This window comes from Verrucomicrobiia bacterium (assembly GCA_023953615.1).
Lineage (GTDB): Bacteria > Verrucomicrobiota > Verrucomicrobiia > Limisphaerales > JADLHS01 > JADLHS01.
The window spans coordinates 922,251-938,997 of record JAMLJH010000002.1; the positions used below are offsets into that span (position 1 = coordinate 922,251).

Below are 16,747 nucleotides of genomic sequence, written 5' to 3' on the forward strand. Positions count from 1 at the left end.
TCTTGTGCTAATTTTCAAATCATCAACAAATCATTAATAACGTAATTATGAATCCTCGAATCATTTACATCACGGATGCGGACATGCGGCGGTTGCAACCCCTCGTGGAAAGCAATAAGAAAACCCGCGACGACCTCCGCAAACTGGAGACGGAATTGGCCAATGCGCGCGTCGTTGCTCCCAAGGAAGTGCCGGCGGATGTCATCACCATGAATTCCAAAGCCCGCTTGCGCGACTTGGAAACGGACGAGGATTTGGTTTACACGCTTGTCTTCCCCGACCAGGCCAACATCGAGCAGGGCCGCATTTCCGTGGTCGCGCCCATCGGTACCGCCATGCTGGGGTACCGGGTCGGCGACGAATTTCAATGGGAAGTGCCCGGCGGCACCGTGCGCATGAAAGTGGAAGAAATTCTCTACCAACCCGAAGCTGCCGGCGATTACCACCTGTAATCTCCGCTCCAACCAATCCAGTTAAAGGTTGGCGACCAAACCCGTTTCCGGGCGAAACGCAATCGGGCATTCTGCGGTGACGCCGGGCAAATCCTTCAGCGCGAGCGTGTCCTTGGGCGTATCGAGATCGGTATCGAAATCATAGACGCGGAACTCGTCGAAGTTGCAAAGCATCACGTAGCGCGGGCGATGCGGCAACAGGCGCGTCCAATAATCGAAGGTCTGCCGATAATGTTTCTGGAGATTTTCACCGCGCTTCTTCATTTCAATTAGCACGACGGGTTTCCAGATCCGATCGGCAAAGCTGGTGACAACCGCATCAGCTTTGGCCACGCGCATTTCGAGCGTTGCCCCGCTTTCTTCAAGCCGCCCGGATGCCCGAAAGCCTCGAACAAGCGATCGAGAAAGATTTGCGCTTTGCCCTTTTTCGTCGCCTGTGAGGTGTTAGCGCACCAAGTGGTAAATTCGGTCAGAGAATCACGACTCGGCATGAATTGATTTATACCGGAAGCGCAAGGCACGGGGCAATGGTGGAGACGCGCCAAGCTGGCATCTGGAGTAACGAGCCGTCACCGCGTGCCGTGGCCTCAAGCGCCGAGCAGTTTTTGGATGACTTCAGCCGCAGTGTAGCTGTCGCTGTCAGGTCGGGCAAATTGCGCGACGTTGCCGACGTCGTTGCCGGCAGTCAGCAGCGCCGGTTCAATCCCTTCGCTGCGGCTCTGTCCCATGCCGACCGTGGCCACCAAACCATTGCAAACGCATTTGCGACCCACGGTGTCTTTGATGTCGCCACCCTTACGCACGTAATCTTCGATCGGCTCCGCCGGACAACGGTAGCCCACGGTGCCGTCCGGCTTGCGATAGGCATGTCGCAGGTAGCCCAAGTCGCAGATGCGAACCCGTTTTTCATAAACGGGGGCTTCGCTCAGCGTATTTGCCACCTGCACCACTTTGAAGGGAAACCCGGTGGGCGAGGCCAGGGGATCGGTAAAGACCCGGCCGGTTCCGTTTCGGCTCTGGCGAATGACTTCCCGTTTTAATTCCGGCGCGATGCCCGATTCGTCGCAGAATGCGAACGCCGTTCCCACCTGCACGCCGGCCGCGCCGAGCTGCAAGGCTTCGGCCAATTTACCCGGACGACCATATGAGCCGGCCAGCCAGAAGGGTAATCCCAGCGCGCGAATTTTGGCGAGGTCGGGCACGTCACGTTCGCCATAGACGGGTTCGCCGGCGGCGCTGAGGTGCAGTGGACCGCGCGGCGGAGCGTTGTGGCCGCCGGCCGTTTCGCCTTCCACCACGAAGCCGTCCACCCGGCCGTTCGACTTTTTAGCCAGGGTGATCGCCAGTGTGGCCGAAGCCACAATGCCGAAGAACCGGGGTCGCTTCAAAGATGGCGGATTCGCGCCATGTAAAAATTCGTGAGGATCGAAGCGGCTGACGAATTTTTCGCCAGGCAGCGCTCCCACCACATCAATATCTATCTCGGCAGGTTCGCCGCGCGCCAGCCGGTCGAGCACGCCGGGGATGGTGCGCGGAATGCCCGCCCCCATCAGCACGTAGTCCACTCCCGCCAACATTGCTCCATACAGCGAGACCACGGTGGGGAATTGGATTTTCTCCAACAGGTTCAGGCCGACGACGCCCGCATGTCCTTCCTTGGCCAGGAAGACTTCGACGAAGTTGGCCACGATGGTCAACTCATCCAGTTTGCGTCCGGGGTCCATTCGAGGCATGGGAACCGCGGCGAACCGTGTCTGATCAGTCTTGCCTTGAGGTTGAAAGTAATCCGCCAGCACCTGGGCCGCCAAGGCCGGTACCGGGAAGTGGTCCAACGCGTGGCGCATCTTTCCGTCTGGATCGCCCAGTTGTAATCGCCGGGCGAGCACCACGGCGAGAGCCGTTCCAGAAACGACTCCCAGTTGCCCCAATTGGGACACGGTCCGGGCCAGCCGCCAGTTGGAAACAGCTGCTCCCATTCCGCCTTGAATGATCTGGGGAGTGGTCATGTTGCGTTTATCTCAACCGCCAAACGATGCGTGCCTTGGTCAAATCATAGGGAGACATTTGCAGCTTCACCCGATCGCCGACGGTAAGCCGCACCCAGCGCTTGCGCATCTTGCCGGAGATGGTGGCCAGCACGAGATGCTGGTTATCCAATTCCACCCGGAACATGGTCCCCGGCAGAACGGTGTGAATCTTTCCTTCCAATTCGATCGGCTCTTCCTTCATGACTTAAGCAGCGGGTGGAAAATTCCACTGCCGGGCAAAACCTGGCAGGAGTTGGCGGCAATTGCCACCAAACCAATCGAGTTGGAAACGTCCGCGCGTCGGCCGGACGGTGATGAATTTAATAGCGATGGCGACCTCCGCGATAGCCGCCGCGACCGCTTCGCTCGTCCCGACGCCGACCTCCATTGTCCCCACGCTCTTCGCGGGGTCGGGCCAGGTTGACCGTCAAGGCGCGACCATCCAGCGACGCGCTGCTCATGCCTTGGATGGCGGTTTGCGCTTCCTCCGACGAGCTCATGGTTACGAACGCGAATCCGCGGGAGCGACCCGTAGCGCGATCCAGCATCAGGTTGACATCTGCTACCGAACCATGCGGCGCAAAAGCGTCGCGCAGGTCATTTTCCGTGGTGTTGAAGGAAAGGTTACCCACAAACAATTTATTCATACAAGGTCTTCAGTCTTCGTCCGGCCATTGCCTTCTCAAAGACTGTTCCCGGTTGTTCGGGCCTAAAATCATCATTGAACCGTGTTCACCTGAGGATTTGCCATGTCTTGATAGTGAAATGCTGTCGAGCAGACGGGGCATAGCATGCCCGATTCTTGAACCGTGGCAATGAATATCCACAACTATCTTTGCCGCCTCAGATTTATAGCTCTGCTTTCAGGTGGCGGGTGCGCTCTACCTGGAATGATTTAGTCGTAGAGACGTAGAGCCGCAGAGAGTTTCCAATACGGTGTTCGCTGCCCCGGTTTATCGCGTTGTGAACGGAATGTTCCGGCTAAAGCCGGGACTACGAGCGAGAAGATCGGAGTTTGTAGTTCCGCCTTCAGGCGGCGGATGTATTCGATTTAGCCACAGAGGCGCAGAACCATGGAATGTTGGCAATGTGGCGTCCTGTCCTCGATGATTTGTCGCGTTGTAAACGGAATGTTCCGGCTAAAGCCGGGGCTACGAGCGAGAACGGCAAAATTTGTAGTTCCGCCTTCAGGCGGGGGCAAGGCACAAGGGAGCGCATTACAGAATGATCGCGTTCGTGCCGGCTAAAGCCGAGACTACGAACAGCAAGAGAAAGTTCAATTCGGCTAAAGCCGGGACTACGAACGAGAAGGGCAAAGTTTGTAGTCCCGCCTTCAGGCGGAGTAGAGATCAAAAGGAGGCACATCGCGGAGCGACTGCGTTGCTTTAACCGTTGAAAAACGTTTCCCTTAATCAGGACGATAGCAGCAATCCGACTTTTTCGATTGGTTTTCCGCCGTAAATCTGTTATCGCGTTAAGCTTGACGGTTTGCTAACAATTAAGTTTATGAAATTTGAAACTCTTTGTCTTCACGGTGGTACGCAACCAGATCCAACCACGCTCTCACGCACGGTGCCGTTGCATCGCACCAGCTCGTTCGTTTTTCGCAATACGGAACACGCGGCCAATCTGTTCGGGCTGCGGGAGCTGGGCAACATCTATACCCGGTTGCAAAATCCAACGACTGACGTCTTGGAAAAACGCATCGCTTTGTTGGAAGGCGCGCCTGAAATGGGCGGGCTGGCCGCCGCTTCCGGAATGTCCGCCATTTTCAATACGATCGTGAATCTGGCCGAAGCGGGCGACAACATCGTCAGTGGTCGCAATCTCTACGGCGGCACGTTCACGCAGTTCCACGACATTCTCCCCAAGTTGGGCATTACGGTGAAGTTGGTGGATTCCAATGATCCGCAGAATTATGCCCGCGCCATTGACGGAAAAACCCGCGCGCTTTTCTGTGAAACGGTGTCCAATCCGGCGCTCGATATTCTGGATCTGGAAGCGGTGGCCAAAGTGGCCAATGACCACGGTTTGCCGCTGGTGGCGGACGCGACGTTTGCGACTCCATACCTGACACGGCCGCTGGAGTACGGCGCGCATATTGTGATTCACGCGCTGACGAAATGGCTGGGCGGTCACGGCACGGGCATCGGTGGCATCGTGGTGGATGGCGGTCGGTTTAACTGGGCGGCGGGGAAACACCCGCTCTACACGCAGCCGGACACTTCCTACCACGGATTGCGTTGGGGGCTGGACTTACCCGAGCCACTCAAGCCGCTGGCGTTCATTCTCCGGATGCGCACAGTGCCGCTCCGCAACATTGGCGCGTGCATTGCGCCGGATAATTCCTGGATGTTCCTGCAGGGCATCGAGACGCTGCCGGTGCGGATTGATCGCCATTGCGAGAATGCGCTGGCCGTTGCCAAGCACTTGCAGGCGCATCGGAGTGTGGAATGGGTGCGCTATCCGGGATTGCCGAACGACCCCATGTTCCAGCTCAACCAAAAGTATTTGCGTGGCAAAGGCGGCTCGATGGTCGTCTTCGGCATCAAAGGCGGCGCGAAGGCGGGCGCGAAGTTCATTGATTCGCTCAAGCTGCTCTCGCACCTGGCCAATGTCGGTGACGCCAAGAGTCTGGCGATTCATCCCGCCACCACCACTCATTCGCAATTGAATGAGGAACAACAACGTGAGGGCGGGATTACGCCGGAGCTGGTGCGCTTGAGCATCGGGCTGGAAAACATTGACGACATCCGGGCCGATCTGGATCAGGCCTTGGCCGCAGCCGTATAAAAGTCGGGAGCAACCCGCATGCACGGTTCGATTGGCAAGGTGGCCACGCGCTTTTTCGAGTTCGACAATCCCAAGTCGCCGCTCAAGTTGCGCGTTGGGGGCAAGTTATCGCGGTTCACGCTCGCCTACGAGATGTACGGGCGGATGAACGCCGACCGGTCGAACGTCATCCTGGTGTTTCACGCGATGACCGGAAGTCAACACGCGGCGGGAGTGAACCGCCGCGTTTCCGGCGTGGATCAGCTCTGGACGGAGGAGATGCACGTCGGGTGGTGGGATGAATTCATCGGCCCCGGCAAAGCGCTCGACACGCGCAAGTTTTGTGTCATTTGCGCGAATTACCTGGGCGGGTGCTATGGTTCGACCGGCCCCAGTTCAATCAATCCGAAGACCCAGCGACCGTGGGGGCCGGCCTTCCCGGTGTTGCGGATGGTGGATATTGTCCAATCCCAATTGAAGTTGCTCGATTCGTTGGGCGTGAAAAAACTGCACGCGGTGGTGGGCGCTTCGGTGGGCGGTTATCTGTGTCTGGTGCTGGCCACGCGATATCCGGATCGGGTCAAAACCGTGGTGCCGATTGCCACCGGCGCCGAGACCACGATCAATCAGCGCATTCTGAATTTTGAGCAGATCAGCGCCATCGAGAGCGATCCGCATTTCAATGGCGGCGATTATTACGGCGGGGTGCAGCCCAACACCGGCCTGGCCCGGGCGCGGCGCATTGCGCATAAAACCTTTGTGTCGTTGGAAGCCTTGCGCGAGCGCGCGCGGAGCGAAATCTTGCGTCAACAATCGCCGCACGGCTGGTACCGGATGAATCATCCGATCGAATCGTACATGTGGCATCAGGGCGAGAAGTTCGTGCAGCGTTTCGACGCGAACACGTACTTGCGGATTGTGGACGCCTGGCAGTGGTTCAATCTGCCGGACGAAGCGGAGGCGAAGAACGTGACCGCCGCGTTTGCGCGCTGTCGCCAACAGGAATTCCTGGTGTTCAGCATGGATTCCGATGGCGCTTTTCCGGCGCAGGATCAATCAAAACTGGTGCATTTGTTAAAGCAAGCCCGCGTGCCGGTCATGTGGATCACGGTGCATACGGATAAAGGCCATGACGCTTTTCTGCTGGAGCCGCGGTTGTTCACGCCGCACTTGATCCAGGCGCTCAATCGTTGATTCGCCGGCGCGGTTGGCGGCGGTCAGTTTCATTCGATTTTACCAACAGGAGCGTACACACTCTGCTGCATGGCGTTTTCAAATCAATTCAGCCAACCGCCCGAGGACTCCGATACGGCAGATCCGGCACGCGGCGCCAAAAGCAAACGCGCGCGTCTGGCCAAGCCCGGCGTTTTGGAATTTGCCGCTCCTCCTGAGCCGTTATTCAGCTTCCACCTGAAACCGGCGGATATCGCCCGTCACCTTGATCGCTTCGTCATCGGCCAGCGCGAGGCCAAGAAAGTATTGAGCGTGGCGTTGTGCGATCACTTTCAACACGTCCGCCTGACGCAGGAGGGAAATTTGGCGCCGTATTATCAAAAGCAAAACGTGTTGCTGCTCGGACCGACCGGCGTCGGCAAAACGCATCTGATCCGCTCCGCCGCCGAACTGATTGGCGTGCCGTTCGTGAAAGCGGACGCGACGAAGTTCAGTGAGACGGGTTACGTGGGAGGCGACGTGGATGATCTGGTGCGGGATTTGGTGCGCCGCGCCGGGGGCGACGTTAAAAAGGCCGAACACGGGATCATTTATCTGGATGAGGTGGACAAACTCGCGACGCATGGCGAATCCGCCGGGCGCGACGTGTCGGGTCGCGGCGTGCAAACCAACCTGCTGAAACTGATGGAAGACGGGGATGTGCCGGTGGTGTCACCAAACGACGTGACTGGACAATTGCAAAGCGCGATGTCGGCCATGCGCGGCAGTGGCGCTTCGCAGCCGGAGGTGATCAATACGCGCCATATTTTGTTCATTGTCAGCGGGGCGTTTGCCGGGTTGGGGGAACTGATCGTTCGGCGATTGGAGCGGGCCGCCGCGAGCGAGCGGCGGCAACGAACGCGCCGCAGTTCGGAAGAACTGTTGGGGCAGGCCATCACTGCCGACTTCATCGCGTTCGGTTTGGAGCCGGAGTTCGTGGGCCGATTACCGGTGCGCGTAGCCTGTCACGGATTGAGCACGGAAGACCTGTTTAACGTGTTGCGCAAGAGCGAGAGCAGCTTGATCCACCAATACGAGCGCGCCTTTGCCGCGTACGGCATCCGTTGTGAATTCAAGGATGACGGCCTGCGCCGTCTCGCGGAATTGGCGACGGATGAACAGACTGGCGCCCGCGGCCTGATGACGCAATGCGAACGCGTGTTTCGCGATTTCAAATTTCAATTGCCGGGGCGGCGCGTGAAACGCTTGGCGGTCACCGCGCGGTTGGTGGACGCTCCAGCTCGTGAATTGCGGCGATTATTGAAGCAGCGCTGAAGTGGCGCGTTCAGCCCGCGATCGAGAGATCCTCAGGCAAACGCTTCGCGCAGTTGGGCGATGCTTTTGGGCACGGCAGTTTCCGGGTCTTCCTTGCCTTCCATTTCCAGCGACACGTAACCGTGGTAGTTCGCCTCGGCCAGGATTTTGGCGATGCGCCGGTAATCCATTTCAAGCGTGTACCATTCGCCGCCACCGGGATAGGTCTTGGCCTGAACGAACACGGCGCGGGGCGCGATTTGCGCGAGCTGATCGTAATCAGCGGTTTGGTACGGAGCGGTCAAAAAATTGCCGGTGTCCATCAAAACGCCGAGCCAGGGGGATTGAATGGCGTTGGCGATGCGCAGCAGCCCTGCCGCCGTTCGGGCCAGTCCCCAGTGATTTTCCAAAGCGAGCACGACGCCACATTCCGCGGCCTTGGGCAGACACGCTTCAATGCCGTCAATGCACCACTTGAACCCTTCCGCTTCGGTGTGTCCCGGCAGAATGGGTTCTTCTCCATGCTGCGCCATGAGTTCGTCAAAATCATTGATCGTCCCCCAGCGACCGGTGTTGATCCGCAGCGAGGGGATGCCGAGTTCGTAACAAATCTCAATGCACTTTTTGGTGTGCTCGACGTTGGCAGCCACAACTTCGGGGCGGGGGCTGACAAAGCCCTGATGTGTGGAAAGGCAAACCGGGGCGACGCCGTTGGCAAAGGCCAGGCGTTTGAGCCGGTGCAGATAATCGCGGTGCGCCCGGCTGAGCGGATCGCGCTCGGGCAGGTCCATTTGGCGGTGCAGAATATCCACGCCTTCAACTCCCAGCGCGGCGCATTTTTCGATGACGGTTTCAATCGAAACTTTCGGGCCGCGAAAATGCCAGTAGGAATAAGTGGCGATGGCCAGCTTCACGCGACGTTGGGCGGCGGTGGTGGTTTGCGCGGCGCTGGAGATGGGGCTTAACGTGGCGGCAGCACCCACACTTGCCGCCGTCGCGGCAAAAAATTGGCGACGATTCATAATCGAATTCGATAGAATTTTTGCGCTTCTGTCAAATCAATGGTGATTGGGGAAATTGCCGGCAGATCGTGATAAGGCCCGGTCACTTCATCCGCTTCCTGGAGCGTGCCGCGCGGCCAGCTTAATTGCATTTGATTGTCGTTCACCTGGATTCCGAGGCTGGGCGGCGGATAAACGGTGACATTGAAACTCCGCGAGGCCGTCAGGCTGGGCGTGCCATTGTCGGCCACCATGACGGTAATCGTTGCGTTCGTCGGTGCGCTCGCCGGATGCCAGTTGAATTGTCCGGTCAGTGGATTGATGACCGCACCGGCTGGCGCACCCGCCTCGAGGCTGAACGTCAAGGTTTGGGCGGGTACGTCGGGATCGGTGGCGCTGACGGTAAAGGTCAAGGTTTGTCCCAGGGTGATTTCCTGATCCGGAATCGGGTTCAGAACCGGGGGTGTGTTGGGCAGGACATTACCCGCGCGGGGAGTGGGAGTGGGCATTGAATAAATGTTGGCCGCGCCATCGGGAAAGCGGCCTTCGGAAACATCACTGGTTTGCGATCCGAAAGTGACTGCGTCAATCTGCGTGCCGTCAGCGGCGAACAATCCGATGGCTTCGCCGCCTTTACTAAGCGCAAAATTGACGTGCAGGTCGGCGCGGTTCGCGGAATTTTGATTGGCTTCATTGTCCGCCCATACCAGGAGGTAGCCGCCCGGCGGAATCAGGTACTGACCGTTGTTTGGAATCTCGAATTGCGTTTTGTTCCCAAGATTATCGGTCAGGTAATAGCCGCCCAGATCAACGGTTTCGGAGCCGGCGTTGTATAGCTCAAACCAATCTTCAAAACCGCCATCGGCTGGATCGGCCAGCGTGTGGGTGTTATCCGCCATCCATTCGTTGATGAAAACGGGTAGTGGCGCTGCCGCACCGTTATTGGTTACGCCCGGAGTCGCGTAGAACAGATTTGCCCGATAGAACGGTTGGGCGTCCGGCACATCACCGTACGACCAGTTGGCCGGTAAATTGTGGTAGGTCAGATAATCCACCAATTGGTTGGTGCCGCCGCTGAGCCGCGACAGCGCCACTTGTCCCGAACCGGACGGCAGCCGGAAATTGGTGTGCGGCACGCCCGCGACGGTTTGAGCCGGCTCGTTATCGCACCAGACCAGCAGGAAACTTTGCGGAGGCATGGTGAGACCGGAAGGGAAGCTCCAGCGCGTCGGGTTGGCGTAGTCGTCGGAAAGATAATAGTCGGTGAGGTTGATGGGGCTGGCCCCAGGATTGAAAATTTCCACCCACGGATCGCGTTGGCCAAAATTATCCACCGGCCCGGTCTGGTTGTTGGCTTGCAGTTCATTGAGCCAAAGCGTCGGAAAGGCCGGCAACGTGGCGGCAACGGAATTGAGGGCGCCGGGTGTCGCGGCCCATGACTCCAGCCGCTGGGCCACGAGGCTCAGGCCAAACGTGATGTCCGAACTGCCGGTGATGTTCTGATGGATGGAAATGGCGATGGTATTTTCGCCCGGAACAAAGAGAGCGGTCGGCAGAAGAATCGCTTCTGGCGCAATGGCGTCGCCCGAGGGCGGTTGCTGGCCGCTTTGAGTCAGAGTTTGATTCGAGATCAAACCGGTCGGCATGCGGAGTCGTGCGGCTTCCGTGCCGTTCACGTAGATCACCGCGCCGTCATCCACGTAAGCGTCAGCGGTGACGGCATAACCAGCCAGGTCGTTGGTGAGATTAAATTTAGTGCGGAAATAATACGCGTGGCCGGAAGTGACATTGTTGGTGGCCACACGCGGGTCCAACAGAGTGGTGCGGATCAAGGGGGTGATCGCTGAATTATTTTCATAGGCCAACAATGCGGGCCCGGCGGGCCAGGCCGCGTCGTTGAAGGTCGGGGCCGTCCAGTTCACTCCGTCCAGGTTGGAGACCTGCATGAATTTCCAGGTATTGGTCAGGGCCAGCAAGGAGAGCGATTCGGGTTGCGTTCCGGATTGAAGGGTCACCGCCCAATTGGCCACGCGGCTGTTATCCTGCGTGGCATCGCGTAATTGCAAAGAGCCGCCGAGGGTCGGGACGGCCCAAGGCGCGGCGGCTTCGTAACGAACGCGATCCACCACGGTGTTATCACCCGGAACCGCGCCGGGTGACAACAGGCTTAAAGTTTCGCCTTCGGGCTGAATTACTCCCTGGAATTCGTCCAGCACCGTGATGCCCGGCCCGTAGGCCGTGTTGAAGGCGGTGCGATCTTTGGTCAGCACCACGTATTGCTGCGGTTCAATGAACGTGCCGCCGGGGAAGTGATAGCTCAACCCGTTGAACTGCCAATCCGACAAGTCAAAACTGGTGCTGCTGGAAGTGTTGAACAACTCGACAAATTCCGCGCGTGGCACGAGCGGGGCATACATGATTTCATTGATGACCACCTGGTTCACCGGCGAGGTCACCGCGCCGCCGTAAGTAATCGCAATGCTGCCAGTCGCTCCGGGGATGGTTTCACCGTGCGCGTCCTGACCCGCCACATTGAACACGTTGTTGCCGGGTGACAAAGCCACTCGCGCGGTCCACGTCGTAACTCCGGTCCAGCGCACCGACCACGGCACGCCGTTGATTGTGATGGTGTCCACTCCGATGGGCGCGGTGCCGGTGAGGGTCGCGATGTTTCCCGCGAGCGACGGGCTGTTGTTGACGCTGAACGTCGTGGCGACCGTGGCGAGTTGGTTTTGCAGAAAGGTGCGGCGAGCCACGAACCACGCTTTTACGGCGGCGGGACTGGTCAGCGCCGCGCCATCGCACCATTTGATTTGGTTGGCGACCAGGGATTGATACTTGGCATCCATGACCGGAGTGTAATTGGCCGGATCAAAGGGACCGTTGAGGGCGTCCGCCACCGCCCGCCAGTAGGCGCGTTGAAACGGCGGATAGGCGTACATCGCGGCAATGACCGGATCTTCCGAGTTGAAGAGCGGCGCACTTTCGGGAGGACGACTGCCGCTAACCTGGGCCGCGAGCATGAGCCAGTCCAGATCGAACATGTAAAGCTGCCATTTTCCGTTTTGCGGTTTGTAGGCGTACATGTTTTTGCCGATGTCATGCCCCCACGCGTCGAAGTTGACGATGATGTGTTCGGTGGCAAAAATGCGAATCCACTCCTCCACATCCACCAGCCCCAAAGTGGATGAAGTGTAAGGTTCGGGTTTCGCGGCATTCAACGCGTCGGCCAGAGCGAAAATACCCGTGTAATCATTCACGCGATTGGCTGCGCGATACATGAAGTTCCAGCGGTATTTTTCGCGCTTTTTGAGGCCGCCGGTGGTGGTGAAATTTTGAATGCGCGGCTGTGGATCGGCGATCAAACTTCCGCTGTCACTAAATTCAAACGCCCGGTCAATCTTGAAAAATTGCCCGTCGGTATCGTCCGGCGACCATTGTTTGATGAACGAACTGCCCGGCTGATGAACCGCTTCAAAGACGGCGTGCCGCGATTCATCGGTTACTCCATTCACATGCAGGCGAATGATATAGCGATGACTGAAGGGGAGTCGCAATTGGTCGGCAATCCAATAGCCCAGTTGCTCCTGCATTGCGGAGGTCTCACCGCCGTGGCCGCCGGGCCAATCCAGCACCAGACCGCTGTCGCCGAGCAACAGGTCGTCCTTGGGCAGATCAATGCTGTAACCGCACCGGCCGGAGGTGGGACTGCTGTAGCCGGGAGAGATATAAGGACTGCCCGCATACAGCCCGGTGGCGTTGTAAATGACGCGTTTATCGTCCAACACGAACGTGATATCGAACGGCGTGTTATCCAAGCGATTGCGAACGGACCAGGAATTGAGCGTGGCCTGGCTCATCCAGATCCGGTAGGTCGGAAAATTTCCGGTGGGCTGCGTTTCCCCCACGCGCACCAGACACTCACGCGTCGGTGCATCGTTCGGGAAGGTGGCCGTGGCCGCCGGCACCTGACCGTCGGTGGCGGTTACATAATACGCGATGAGTGCGCCGCTGACTTGACCGGGAACGGTGGCGGTGTAAATGCCGTCGCCCGCCACTTGATCCCCGGCGGTGCCGGCGTCGTTCATGTTGACGGTGGAATAATTTAAGTTGGGGTCCAGACGATATTTCAGTTGCAGGGCGGACAACCCGTCGGGGTCTTGCACTTGGGCGGTGACGATGAAAGCGGTGTTAGCCGCCGGCAAAACGGGCGAGTGTTGCACTTCGGTAATGGCCGGGGCGGCGTTGGGTTGGTAACGGCTGTTCACCGCGCCGGGCGTGCCCGGGCTGATGGGCAACGCCATTTCGCCGGCACATTCGAGCCAGTTGCCGCGCAAACGAAAGAGGATTTCCGGATGCCCCTTCAGCCAGCGCACGTGGGCACGGATGGTGACGTTTTTGGTGCCGGAGGCGAGAGTGGTCGTAAGCGGCGTGCGGATGCGATTGATTTGGTTATCGCCCCGCGTCACGGCCCGGACGTGATACGATTGCGCGCTCTCATAACCCTCGGTGGTTTCGAGACTGGAAGTGGATTCCGTCCCTTGAGCCACCCAGCCATTGGCCCCCGCTTCAAAAGTGGAATTGGCAATCAGATTAACGCCGTCCTGCCAGACCTCGACATTATCAATCAGACATTCGCCCGCACCTTGCAACAGAACTTGCAACTGATCGGCGGTGGTCGAGCCATTATCTATCGTGCCCGTCGCGCTGACCAATTGCCACGGCGCTTTCTGCGTTTCATCACTGTCGGCCCAATTTGAGGGCAACCGGGAATTGGCGCGTGGATCAATCCGTTCCAAACTGCTGCCGCCGCCATCGGCCCATTGTCCCCAGCGGCCGCCATCGGCGTACGTCACCTCGTCCACAACGATCTGGAAGAAATTGGTTACCGTGACGCCGCCGCTTTCGCTGACGGTGGAATCGGGTTTGCCGAGCGTGATGCGTTCGCCGCTGCGGGAAAGGCGACCGCCAAAGTCGCCGTAAACAAGCGCCGGATTGACCGCGGGATAATTGCTCAGAAAGTTTGCCCGCGCTTTGGCCACCACCAAGTAACCGTTGGCGGCGATGGTGGCGCCATTGGGAAACGTGTAGCTGATGCCATCGCCCAAAGTCCAACCGTCGAGATTCACCGCGACTGCGCCTCGGTTATACAATTCCACGTACTGATCGTCATCGTTTTCGGAAATGGGATGATACATCAACTCGTTGAGGATCACGTCGCCGACCCGCACCGGCGCGTTGGGCAGGCTCGGCGTTTTGGCCGTCAACCGATAGAACTGGTCCGCGCCATCCGGATAACGTCCGGTGGCCACTCCATTTTCCTGGCCATCGAAACGGACGGCGTCCAATACACGAGTGCGCGCTGGATTTTTGAAGTAGATGGTTTCGCCATCGGCGGCGAGAGAAAAGCCCAGGAGGGTTTGATTGAAGGAAACGTATCCATTGGCCGGCAAGGTCAACGCCGGAATGAGATACTTGTCCACCTCGGGATCATCGGACAACACGCAGCCGGTCAGATTCACCGGAGTCGCGCTGTGATTGTAGAGTTCGATGTAGTCCTGCTCGGGATCATCCGTGTGCGCGAGAAATTCATTGATCACCACGTGCTTCAGCGGATCGGGAACGTAGAATTCAGAATGTCCGGGTGAGCCGCCGATCACTTCGCTGGCGGCCCAGGCGCGCGGGTCGTTCTCGCCCCAGGAGGGATGCGCCAGCACCAGCGAATGTCCCGCGCCGTCCGCCGCCACCGGCCAGGGAGGCGTATCGGAGTAATCCACCTGCAAAAACACCCCGCCAATGCGATTCACCAATTGCACCGTACCGCTGGAATTCGGAAGGCTGTTGCCGAACGGTCCGAGGACGTTGGGCAACCCGTAGGCGTTTTGCAAATCAACCGGCGATTTGGCCACCACCAAAAACCCGCCGCCGGGAATTGCCGTGCCGACGGGAAAATCATAATTGATGCTGCCGCGCAAGGCGAAGCCTTCGAGTGATTCCGGTTCGCCCCGGGTGTTGAACAGTTCCACGTATTCCAACGCGGTATTGGTGGGGTGATACATGATTTCGGAAATCACCAGACTCGTGCGGCGCGAACTTTGGCTTAACGCCTCGAAGGGCAAATCGCCGTTCACTCCGCTGGCAGTCACTTCGCCGAAGTCTCGAAACGCCGCCGTGCTCAATTGGCTGGAATGATGGCTGGACACGGCAAATCCGAAATAAACCGTGGCCGGCAAAGTGAGGTTGACCGAACCGAGCGGCGTCCAGTTTTGTCCATCCACACCGGCGAAACCGGTGAAGGTGTTGGCGGCGCGTTTGAGTCGCAACCACGTATGCGGATAGTTCGCCGGGAACGCGCCGGTGGTGGTGGCCGCGCCATTGGCGGTTGAGCGCGATCGGAAGAAGCAGCCGCTGATGCTGGGCGTGGCCATAACGCCGGCCATGCGGGAATCGGGATCGAGCGTTTCGCGGATCAGCAGTCCCGCCTCCGACCACGCATCGCTCAACGTGAGCGCGTCGAGGCGGACTTTGACATCAAAATCGCCGGTACGCGGCACGTAACTGAATTGGTATTGATCCGCACTGCCGCCAAGACCGTTGCCGCCGCCGGAGATGTCCCAGCCGTCACCCGTGTAGAACTGACTGCCGCGAGGCGCATCGCCGATAGGCACGCTCGCATAAACGCTGGCGATGAATTGCGCCTGGGAATTATTGGTGACGGTATTGGCGGACGCCGTCTGATCCGCGACGTGGTTTACGGTCAGCGTGTACGACGCATTATCGGTCATCGGGCTTACGCTTAGCACCACGTTACTTTGCGCGGTATCGAGCGTAATGGCTGAAATTGTGAGGCCGCCGCTCAACGCGTAATTGCCCGGATTCGTCGCGCTGCTCGGTTGCAAAGATTTGGAAAACTGGGCCAGCACTTGATTCAGACCGAGCGATTGGGCGTAAAGCAGAACGGGGCGATTGGTATCCGCCAGAACGGTCAACACGGCCGGAGCGCTGGTGACCACCTGGCTGGAGCCGTTGACGAAGTTGGAAGCGACCAACCGGTAGGCGGCGTTGTTATCCGCGAGTGCCGCGATGAAGCTGTAAGTCGTGTTGGTCGCTCCCGGGAGCACCGCTCCGTTTCGCAGCCAGCGCAAGGTTGGAAACGGAACTCCACTCACCGCCGCTTGGAGGGTGAGGTCCGTTCCTTCCACGACCGTGGTATTCGTCGGGCTGGTGACAATGGTGGCGGGTGCGGTCGGCGCAACTTCCCCACTCACGGCGTAAATGCCCGTGGCGCCGGCCGACGAAGCTTTGCTGAACGTGAGGCTGGCAATTGGTTTGTTATTCGCGCCCAAGAGCGAAGCCAAATTCAAGGTGGTCTGATAAAATCGAGGGTCGTCCGGAGCGCCTTCCGTCCCTCCGTTTGTCAGATCAATCCGTTCCATTCCGCTCAATGCCGCGCCGGGATTAAAAAACCAGTCCGGTGCGTTGTAGGTGGTGACAAACGAAGTGCCATCGGTGAAATGAAGAGTCAAAGCGGGCACTCCACCTCCGCTACCCGAGTGCGCAATGACCGCAAGGCGCTGGTAAGTCTCCGGGGTGACCAGTGTCAGTGTTCCCTCGCTTAACCCGGTGTTGGCACTCAGCACCAGCGCGTTGTTTGCCGTGTAGGGTTGAAATTGAAACCGGGTATTATCGCCCAACGCGCTCAGGAAGCTGCCGTTCGCGGGCAACCCGTACGACTTGCCGCTCAAACCCGCCTGATAAAACGCCCAATTTTCGCTGGGATTAAAATTGGTGGCGTAACTCTGGTAGGGCGGACCGGCAGCGGTGCTTTCAATCACGACATCCAGGTTGAATCCGGAAACCGCGAGCGGCGTCATGTCGGCGGCCTGGAGCGATCTCCAACCGAACACACCAGCAGCCAGAGCCGTTAGCAACCAACCGATGGAATGAAATGTGAGCCGCGGTCGCGATGCCGTTTTGCGCATCGGTAAATCAGAGCAAGCGTTGAACATGATACGGAGCGGAGAACTTT

The 16,747-nt window shown here is 58.6% G+C and carries 9 protein-coding genes and 1 pseudogene; 4 read left to right on the forward strand and 6 right to left on the reverse strand.

The window, feature by feature from the left end:
• Positions 1-47: 47 nt before the first annotated feature.
• Positions 48-452 carry a nucleoside diphosphate kinase regulator gene (gene rnk, locus M9920_14265; GenBank protein MCO5053448.1) on the forward strand — a complete coding sequence of 135 codons (405 nt, stop codon included), beginning with the start codon at positions 48-50 and terminating at the stop codon, positions 450-452.
• An 84-nt stretch (positions 453-536) separates the two neighbouring features.
• Here rnk and M9920_14270 read toward each other — a convergent pair.
• From M9920_14270 to M9920_14285, 4 genes and pseudogenes are all read right to left on the reverse strand, one after another.
• A pseudogene (locus M9920_14270) lies at positions 537-943 on the reverse strand (type I restriction enzyme HsdR N-terminal domain-containing protein).
• A 96-nt stretch (positions 944-1,039) separates the two neighbouring features.
• Complete coding sequence (locus M9920_14275; protein MCO5053449.1) at positions 1,040-2,458, reverse strand: nitronate monooxygenase; 1,419 nt, start codon at positions 2,456-2,458, stop codon at positions 1,040-1,042.
• A 7-nt stretch (positions 2,459-2,465) separates the two neighbouring features.
• Positions 2,466-2,681 carry a translation initiation factor IF-1 gene (gene infA / locus M9920_14280; GenBank protein ID MCO5053450.1) on the reverse strand — a complete coding sequence of 72 codons (216 nt, stop codon included), beginning with the start codon at positions 2,679-2,681 and terminating at the stop codon, positions 2,466-2,468.
• A gap of 118 nt (positions 2,682-2,799) precedes the next feature.
• The gene (locus M9920_14285) at positions 2,800-3,126 is read right to left on the reverse strand and encodes an RNA-binding protein (protein ID MCO5053451.1); all 327 of its coding nucleotides are present in this window, start codon (positions 3,124-3,126) and stop codon (positions 2,800-2,802) included.
• Positions 3,127-3,985: 859 nt separating this feature from the next.
• Between M9920_14285 and M9920_14290 the strand changes: the two genes are divergently transcribed.
• From M9920_14290 to M9920_14300, 3 genes are all read left to right on the forward strand, one after another.
• Positions 3,986-5,272: an O-acetylhomoserine aminocarboxypropyltransferase/cysteine synthase gene (locus M9920_14290; GenBank protein MCO5053452.1), complete on the forward strand. Its 1,287-nt coding sequence runs from the start codon at positions 3,986-3,988 to the stop codon at positions 5,270-5,272.
• 18 nt (positions 5,273-5,290) lie between these two features.
• Positions 5,291-6,445 (forward strand): homoserine O-acetyltransferase, encoded by a 1,155-nt coding sequence (locus M9920_14295; GenBank protein MCO5053453.1) that lies wholly within the window; start codon positions 5,291-5,293, stop codon positions 6,443-6,445.
• A gap of 69 nt (positions 6,446-6,514) precedes the next feature.
• Positions 6,515-7,738 carry an AAA family ATPase gene (locus M9920_14300; GenBank protein ID MCO5053454.1) on the forward strand — a complete coding sequence of 408 codons (1,224 nt, stop codon included), beginning with the start codon at positions 6,515-6,517 and terminating at the stop codon, positions 7,736-7,738.
• 32 nt (positions 7,739-7,770) lie between these two features.
• Here M9920_14300 and M9920_14305 read toward each other — a convergent pair whose 3' ends face one another.
• Together M9920_14305 and M9920_14310 are read right to left on the reverse strand one after the other, a co-directional pair.
• Positions 7,771-8,739 (reverse strand): sugar phosphate isomerase/epimerase, encoded by a 969-nt coding sequence (locus tag M9920_14305; protein ID MCO5053455.1) that lies wholly within the window; start codon positions 8,737-8,739, stop codon positions 7,771-7,773.
• A complete protein-coding gene (locus M9920_14310; protein MCO5053456.1) occupies positions 8,736-16,727 on the reverse strand; it encodes a lamin tail domain-containing protein in 7,992 nt (2,663 codons plus the stop codon). The genes M9920_14305 and M9920_14310 overlap by 4 nt, the downstream gene beginning before the upstream one ends.
• Positions 16,728-16,747 lie beyond the last annotated feature (20 nt).

Bases quoted from the DNA above. Each gene is read 5' to 3' on its own strand.
- rnk (MCO5053448.1), top strand. From the start codon at position 48: ATGAATCCTCGAATCATTTACATCACGGATGCGGACATGCGGCGGTTG.
- M9920_14275 (MCO5053449.1), bottom strand. From the start codon at position 2,458: ATGACCACTCCCCAGATCATTCAAGGCGGAATGGGAGCAGCTGTTTCC.
- infA (MCO5053450.1), bottom strand. From the start codon at position 2,681: ATGAAGGAAGAGCCGATCGAATTGGAAGGAAAGATTCACACCGTTCTG.
- M9920_14285 (MCO5053451.1), bottom strand. From the start codon at position 3,126: ATGAATAAATTGTTTGTGGGTAACCTTTCCTTCAACACCACGGAAAAT.
- M9920_14290 (MCO5053452.1), top strand. From the start codon at position 3,986: ATGAAATTTGAAACTCTTTGTCTTCACGGTGGTACGCAACCAGATCCA.
- M9920_14295 (MCO5053453.1), top strand. From the start codon at position 5,291: ATGCACGGTTCGATTGGCAAGGTGGCCACGCGCTTTTTCGAGTTCGAC.
- M9920_14300 (MCO5053454.1), top strand. From the start codon at position 6,515: ATGGCGTTTTCAAATCAATTCAGCCAACCGCCCGAGGACTCCGATACG.
- M9920_14305 (MCO5053455.1), bottom strand. From the start codon at position 8,739: ATGAATCGTCGCCAATTTTTTGCCGCGACGGCGGCAAGTGTGGGTGCT.
- M9920_14310 (MCO5053456.1), bottom strand. From the start codon at position 16,727: ATGTTCAACGCTTGCTCTGATTTACCGATGCGCAAAACGGCATCGCGA.